The 6,858-nt window shown below is 64.1% G+C and carries 10 protein-coding genes and 1 pseudogene; all 11 read right to left on the bottom strand.

Translation table 11 applies throughout. The features are described 5' to 3' along the window. A pseudogene (locus tag EOA23_RS29705) lies at positions 1-468 on the bottom strand (flagellin); the annotation flags it as partial. A 208-nt stretch (positions 469-676) separates the two neighbouring features. After that, entirely contained in the window at positions 677-1,408 is a 732-nt protein-coding gene (gene fliP, locus EOA23_RS29710; protein WP_127306753.1) for a flagellar type III secretion system pore protein FliP, read from the bottom strand. Then, entirely contained in the window at positions 1,405-1,899 is a 495-nt protein-coding gene (locus EOA23_RS29715; protein WP_127306754.1) for a flagellar basal body-associated FliL family protein, read from the bottom strand. Before EOA23_RS29715 ends, fliP begins: the two co-directional genes overlap by 4 nt. Before the next feature lie 18 nt (positions 1,900-1,917). After that, positions 1,918-2,616 carry a flagellar basal body L-ring protein FlgH gene (gene flgH / locus EOA23_RS29720; RefSeq protein ID WP_127306755.1) on the bottom strand — a complete coding sequence of 233 codons (699 nt, stop codon included), beginning with the start codon at positions 2,614-2,616 and terminating at the stop codon, positions 1,918-1,920. Then, on the bottom strand, positions 2,613-3,182 hold the full coding sequence (locus EOA23_RS29725; protein ID WP_245474385.1) for a MotE family protein: 570 nt from the start codon (positions 3,180-3,182) through the stop codon (positions 2,613-2,615). Before EOA23_RS29725 ends, flgH begins: the two co-directional genes overlap by 4 nt. A 59-nt stretch (positions 3,183-3,241) precedes the next feature. After that, entirely contained in the window at positions 3,242-4,330 is a 1,089-nt protein-coding gene (locus EOA23_RS29730) for a flagellar basal body P-ring protein FlgI (protein ID WP_245474386.1), read from the bottom strand. Between the two features lie 149 nt (positions 4,331-4,479). Beyond that, on the bottom strand, positions 4,480-5,001 hold the full coding sequence (gene flgA / locus EOA23_RS29735; protein WP_189341751.1) for a flagellar basal body P-ring formation chaperone FlgA: 522 nt from the start codon (positions 4,999-5,001) through the stop codon (positions 4,480-4,482). A gap of 6 nt (positions 5,002-5,007) precedes the next feature. Next, positions 5,008-5,796 (bottom strand): flagellar basal-body rod protein FlgG, encoded by a 789-nt coding sequence (gene flgG, locus EOA23_RS29740; RefSeq protein ID WP_126059625.1) that lies wholly within the window; start codon positions 5,794-5,796, stop codon positions 5,008-5,010. Positions 5,797-5,806: 10 nt separating this feature from the next. After that, positions 5,807-6,136 (bottom strand): flagellar hook-basal body complex protein FliE, encoded by a 330-nt coding sequence (locus tag EOA23_RS29745; protein WP_127306758.1) that lies wholly within the window; start codon positions 6,134-6,136, stop codon positions 5,807-5,809. Then, positions 6,136-6,552 (bottom strand): flagellar basal body rod protein FlgC, encoded by a 417-nt coding sequence (flgC, locus tag EOA23_RS29750; protein ID WP_042640471.1) that lies wholly within the window; start codon positions 6,550-6,552, stop codon positions 6,136-6,138. Before flgC ends, EOA23_RS29745 begins: the two co-directional genes overlap by 1 nt. A 2-nt stretch (positions 6,553-6,554) precedes the next feature. Beyond that, the coding region (flgB, locus tag EOA23_RS29755; RefSeq protein WP_127306759.1) for a flagellar basal body rod protein FlgB at positions 6,555-6,858 on the bottom strand (304 nt) is incomplete at its 5' end.

Raw genomic sequence — 6,858 nt, forward strand, 5'->3', positions numbered from 1 at the left:
GCGGTTGAAGGCCGAGACGATCTTGACGTCGGCAGCGGCGGTGGCGGTGCCGCTGTTCACGGACAGCATGTTGGTGCCGGAGAAGGTGGCGCCATCGGCGTAGGCCTTCAACTGGTCCTGAAGCGCTTTGATTTCGGTCTGGGTCTTCTCTTTCGAAGCGTCTGTCTGACCGAAGGAAGCAGTCAGCTTCTGCTGGATCTTGTTGATGGTGTCGATCGCACTGCTCATGCCGGTGTAGGCGGTGTCGACCTTCGAGGCGCCGAGGCCGAGAGCGTCCGAAACGGTGGACATGGCCTGGTTGTCGGAGCGCATCGTGGTGGCGATCGACCAGTAGGCGGCGTTGTCGGAAGCCTGAGAAACGCGATAGCCCGTCGAGATGCGGGCCTGGGTGGTGTCGAGGTTCTTCTGGGTGGCGTTCAAGCTCTGCAGAGCGGTCAACGCCGAGGCGTTGGTCATGATACTGGCCATGGTACTCGTACCCTATTTTTACACGGATTTTTTTGACATACCGGCATGTCCGGTATGACGGTGCGGCATCATGCCAATGATCTCTAAACCCGATCACCCGCCATCTGCGAGCAATATGCGGGTCAGTCCCTACCAAAGACCTAAATCGGACGGTTAATCGAAAATATATTGCGCAAAATTTGTGCGGAACGGAGACGGCATTTCGACATCAGGTGAATGATCGCACCAGGCTGCCGACGAGAAGGTTCCAGCCGTCGATCAAAACGAAGAACAGGATCTTGAACGGCAGCGACACCACCGTCGGCGGCAGCATCATCATGCCCATGGCCATGGTCACGGTGGCGACGATGAGGTCGATGACGAGGAACGGCAGCACAATGAGAAAGCCGATCTCAAAGCCGCGCCGGATTTCCGAGATCATGAAGGCTGGGACCAGGATACGCAGATCGACGGTCTCGCGCGAGACGGTCTGGCCGCGCTCGCGGGCGAGGTCGGCGAAAAGGTCGAAGTCCTTGTCGCGCACATTGTGCAGCATGAAGTCGCGGAACGGACCGGAAATCTTCTCGAACGCCTCGCCTTGCGTGATCTGGTTGTCCATCAGCGGCTTCACGCCGTTGTTCCAGGCCTGGTCGAAGGTCGGCGCCATGACATAAAAAGTCATGAACAGCGACAGCGAGATCAGGATCAGGTTTGCTGGCGTCGACTGCAGGCCGATGCCGGCGCGCAGGATCGAAAAGGCGATGACGAAGCGGGTGAAGCTCGTCACCATGATGAGCAGGCCCGGCGCCACCGAAAGCACGGTCAGCAGGCCGAACATCTGGATCAGGTAGCCGACAGTCGTGCCGTCGGCCTTGCCGATGCCGCCGAGATCGAGCTGCTGGGCCGCGGCGACGGAGGTGGTGACGACGATGAGCGCCGTGGCTATGAGGAACTTTCTCATTCGAGCAGCATCGTCCTGACGAGAACCTGTTTGACGTGGCCGCCGCTACGCAGCGCCGCGCGCTCATCGAGATCGGCCTTGAGATGCTGGTAGCCGCTGGCGCCTTCGATCTGATGGAGCTTGATCGTGCGCACGAAGGCGAGCAGATCCTGGTGGATCTGCTCGGTCACTTCCGGCGGCTGCGGGGCGTCATAGAGCACCGATGCCTCCAGCCGGATCCAGACGTCCGACGGCGAGGCGAGATTGGTGGTGATCGGCGCCAACTGAGCCAGCGTTGGCCCGACGGCGGCCTTGCCGCCCTCGGCGGGTTTTTCCGCGGCGCCGGCGTTTTCCGGCGCCACGGGCACCGGCGCCGGCGTTTCGCCTTGCTTGAGATAGCCGCCGGAAACCCAGCCCATGCCGATGGCCGCGCCTGTCATGACCAGCAGGATGGCGAGCTGGATCACAAGGGAAGGTCCCTTCTTGGGCTGGACCTGCTCGACATTGGCCATGGCAGCGCTCTCCCGGCCCTAGAAAGGAAGAACCTGGTCGAGGACCTGCTGGCCATAGGCCGGCTGCTGGACCTCGCTCACACGGCCGCGGCCGCCATAGGAGATGCGCGCTTCCGCGATGCGCTCGTAGGGGATGGTGTTCTCCGCGCCGATGTCGGATGGACGAACCATGCCGGCGATGGTGAGGACCCGCAGCTCGTAGTTGACGCGGACCTCCTGTGAGCCCCTGATCAGCAGATTGCCGTTGGGCAGCACCTCCGTCACGACGGCGGCGACGTTGAGCTCGATGTCTTCCGAACGCTTGATCTCGCCATCGGCATTGGTCTCCGTGCTGGAGCTCAAACCGGCGTCGCCCTTGCCGCTGGTGCTCTTGCCGTCCCATCCGAGCGTGACGTCATAGCCGAGCTTGCGCGCGGCGGTGCGGCTGCGATCGTTCTGGTTCTTGAAATTGGCCCTGTCGTTGAGCTTGATGTTGACGGTCAGGATGTCGCCGGCGCGCAAGGCGCGCGGATCGGTGAAGAGCCGGCTCTGGCGGTCGTCCCACAGCGAAAATTTCTTCGGCCGCGAGGCAGGCGGCTCGGGATAGGTGTAAGGGCCGGAGGCACCGATGCCGGAACCGACGGGTGACATAGCAGGCTCCCGGCCGATCTCCTTGAAATTGGTGCCGCAGCCGGACAACCCCGCAACCGCGACGAGGACAAAGAACTTCAACTTCATGACGGATCAACCCTTCGCGCCGCGCTGGCCATGATGCCGGTGAGCGTCGCCGCCGCCTTCTGGTCCATTTCATTCAGGATGACGCCGGCCTTGCGCGAATCGAGCTTCATCAGGATGGCCGCCGCGAGCTCGGCATTGACCATCGCCAGCCGCTCGGCGGCGGCGTCCGGCTTCATGCCGGCATAGATCCTGACGACGCCGTCCTCGGCGCGCGCCAGGAACACTTCGCGGCGCTTCAGCCACTCTTCATATTCGGCTTTCTTGGCCTCCAGCGCTTTCATGCGCTCGTCGATGCCGGCCTGCAGCTGCTTCAGCTCCTCCGCCTGCAGGGCGTAGCGGCGGTCGCGCGCGGCATCCGCGATGTTGGAGCAGAAGCGCTGGACCTCGCTTTCGTCAGGCGCTTTCCCGACCGCAAGTCCAACCGGCTGGGCCGATGCCGTCTCGCGCGTGAGTTGGGCCGCCTGAGCCGGCGCCTGACCGCCGGGCAATACCTGGCGCACTTCATCCGCGCGGACCGCGCCGCCCGCCAACGCGACGATCGCGCCAATGGCGAGGAGGCCGGTCACGGGGTGAAGTCTTGGGCGGCGATGCAGTGTCGAGGAGAGGAGCGCGATCATCGGCGTGCCTATTGGAGAACCAGGTCGGCCTGCAGGGCGCCGGCAGATTTGATGCCTTGCAGGATGGCAATGATGCCGTCCGGCTTCACGCCGAGGCGATTGAGGCCGGAGACAAGCGTTTCGAGATCGGGGCCATCGAGCACGGCGACGCGCGCGTTGGGCCGGCTCGCATCGATGGCCGTGGACGGTTCCACCGCGGTCTGACCTCTGGAGAAGGGTTCAGGCTGGACAACCCGCGGCGCTTCGGTGATGCGTACGGTAAGCGTGCCGTGGCTGATCGCCACGCGCGAGATCCTGACATTGTTGCCGATGACGATGGTTCCGGTGCGCTCGTCGATGACGACGCGGGCAGGGGAATCCGACTCGACGACGAGGTTCTCGATCTCGGCATAGAAGCGCGCGGCGGAGACGTTCTTCGGCCGCCTGATCTGCACGGTTCGGGCATCGCGCTCGGCGGCGACCCGCATGCCGAAGCGCTGCGAGGTGTAGTCGTTGACGGCATCGGCGATGCGGATGGCGGTCGAGAAATCGGGATTGCGCAATTGCAGTGTCAAGACGCCCTGGTCGTCGAACTCGGCCGGCACGGCGCGCTCGACGATGGCGCCGTTGGGCACGCGGCCCGCGGTCGGCACGCCTTGCGTGAGTTCCTCGGCCTGACCCTTGGCGGTGAAGCCGCCGACAATCACGGAACCCTGGCCCACTGCGTAGATTTCGCCATCCGCGGCCTTCAGCGGCGTCATCACCAGCGTGCCGCCGGCGAGCGAGGTGGCGTCGCCCATCGAGGAGACGTCGATGTCGATGCGGGCGCCCGACTGGACGAAGGGCGGCATGTTGGCGGTGACGATGACGGCGGCCACGTTCTTGGCGCGCGCGCTGCCGCCTTCGGTGGCGATGCCGAGATTCTCCAGCATGGCGCGGATCGACTGCTCGGTGAAGGGCGAGTTGCGCAGGCTGTCCCCGGTGCCGGCAAGGCCGATGACCAGGCCGTAGCCTACGAGCTGGTTGTCGCGCGCGCTCTGCAACTGAGCAATGTCCTTGATGCGCGCGGCCACCTGGCCGGGCGGCAGCGTGCTTGGTCCGGTGGAAACGCGGAACATGCGCTGGGTCGTCGCCGGATCGTATTCCGGATCGTCGTAGACGCCGCCGTTCTTCTGCGCCAGCTCGCGTTTGGCCTTGGGTGTCAGCCCATCCGCCAAAGCCGGCTGAATGCCGATGGCCGCCGCGAGCAGAAGGACAAAGGCGCGCATCACGAAGCGCCGACCTTGATGGTGCCGTCGGCCATCACCGTGCCGGAAATGATCTTGCCGCTGTCGATGTTGCGGATCTTGATCTGGTCGCCGGCCGCGCCTGGCTGCAGCGTGACGCAGGCCGCCGAGATGGTCAGCGCGCCGGCGGTGAAATAGACCTGCACGGAAGCGCCCTGTTCGACCAGCCAGGCGTCTCGGATAGCGGTGACCGGGATGTAGCGGCCGGGCAGTAGCGTACGCTTGGCGACCTTGCCCTGAAGCTCCTCGGATCGCGTCGCCATGCCGTCCGGCTTGTGCTTGCCGGGTATCAGCGTCACCTGCTTGAGCGAGGCGGATTCGATTGTCTCACCGGGATAGATGACCCGGTTGGGGATCAGCACGGCCTCGCCGATGGCCTGGCCGGCGGCGATCTGGTTCGCCGACTGGCCGGTCGCGTCCTGCGCGATAGCCGGCGTGCCGGCGGCCACCAAGACGGTGGCCAGCATGGCGCGGCGGAGTGCGGAGGAGATCGGCCCGGCCATCATCCGTTACCTGATGTTCTTGGAGACAACCGAGGCCATGTCGTCGGCGGCCTGGATGACCTTGGAGTTCATTTCATAGGCGCGCTGCGCCGAGATCAGCTCGGTGATTTCCTTGACCGGATCGACGTTCGATGATTCCAGATAACCCTGCTGGATCGTGGCGAAGCCGGGATCCCCCGGAACGCCGACATTGGCCGGGCCCGAGGCAGCCGTTTCCTGGAAGAGGTTGTCGCCGAGCGGCGCGAGGCCCGCCTCGTTGGCGAAGTTGGCGATCTGGAGCTGTCCGAGAAGCTGGAGGTTGGTCTGACCGTCCAGGCGGGCAAAGACCTGGCCGGTCTTGTTGACGATAACCTCGATGGCATCGGTCGGTACGGTGATGGCCGGGATGACGTTGGCGCCGTCCACCGTCACAAGCTGGCCGGTGGCGTTGGTGTTGAAGGCGCCGGCGCGGCTGTAGAGCGTGCCGCCGTCGGCGCCCTCGATCTGGAACCAGCCCCTGCCGGTCAACGCCAGGTCGAAGCTGTTGCCGGTGCTGGCCAGTTCGCCCTGCGTGTGGACGTTGCGCACGGCGGTCGTCTTGACGCCAAGACCGATCGAAACGCCTTCCGGCACCAGCGAGGTGTTGGAACGGTTGGGCACGCCTTGCGTGCGGTCGACCTGGTAGAGCAGGTCGGAGAATTCGGCCCGCGCCCGCTTGTAGCCGGTGGTGTTGATGTTAGCGATGTTGTTGGCGATGACTTCCAGGTTAGTCTGCTGGGCGTTCATGCCGGTGGCGGCGATGGCGAGTGCTTTCATGACGCGGTTCCTAGATACTCATGCGACTGATCTCGAGGTAAGCCGAGACGACCTTGTCGCGGATGGCGATGGTCGTCTGCAGCGCCTGCTGGGCGCTCAACACCGCATCGACAACCTGACGGGTATCGGCGTCGCCCTTGAGCGCCTGTATCGACATCTGCTCGGCACCCTGCAGCGTGTTGACTGTCTTCGTCGCGGCCTGGCTGAGGACGTCGGCGAAGCTGCTGCCGACGCTTTCGCTGGCCTGCGTTCCGACACTGCCTTGAAAGAGGTTTGGTGACGCGGACTCCGCGCCGTCAACCGCCGTCTTGAATTGTATTGCCCCGATACCGCCGATCATTACTGGTTCCTCATCAGGTCGATGGTCATGGAAATCAGATCGCGAGCCTGCTTGATGACCTGCAGGTTGGCTTCATAGGAGCGGTTCGCCTCGCTCATGTCGGCCATTTCGACCAATGTGTTGACGTTGGGCATCTTGACGTACCCTTTGGCGTCGGCGGCTTCGTTGCCGGGCTGGAATTCGATCGGGAAATCCGAAGGATCGCGATTGATGCCGCTCACTTCCACCAGTGAGCCGCCGGTTGCGCGGTCGACCTCGGACTGAAAGGTGATCGTCTTGCGGCGATAGGGGTCGGCGCCGGGCGTGCTGCCGGTCGACTGCGCGTTGGCGAGGTTTTCCGAAACCACGCGCAGGCGCTCCGACTGAGCGCCGAGGCCGGATGCCGCGACTTTGAGGGCTGCGGTGAGGGCGTCCATGGTCAGCTCTTCACCACCATCGTCATCATCGAATGGAAGGCCTTGACGATCGCCGTGTTGAGCTCGAAGGAGCGGCGAACCTCACCGGCTTTCATCAGCTCCTGCTCGAGAACGACGGTGTTCTTCGACGGCATGATCGCGCCGTCAGGATCCTCCGGCTTGACGTTGAAGCCGGCATTGGTGGTTTCGGCGCCAAGATGGCCTGTCTGCGTGGCAGCCAGCGTCACCGCGGTGCGGTCGAGGACCTTTTCGAACGGCTCGACATCATTGGCCGTATAGCCCGGCGTATTGGCATTGGCGATGTTG

It is taken from the genome of Mesorhizobium sp. M2A.F.Ca.ET.042.01.1.1 (assembly GCF_003997405.1).
GTDB lineage: Bacteria > Pseudomonadota > Alphaproteobacteria > Rhizobiales > Rhizobiaceae > Mesorhizobium.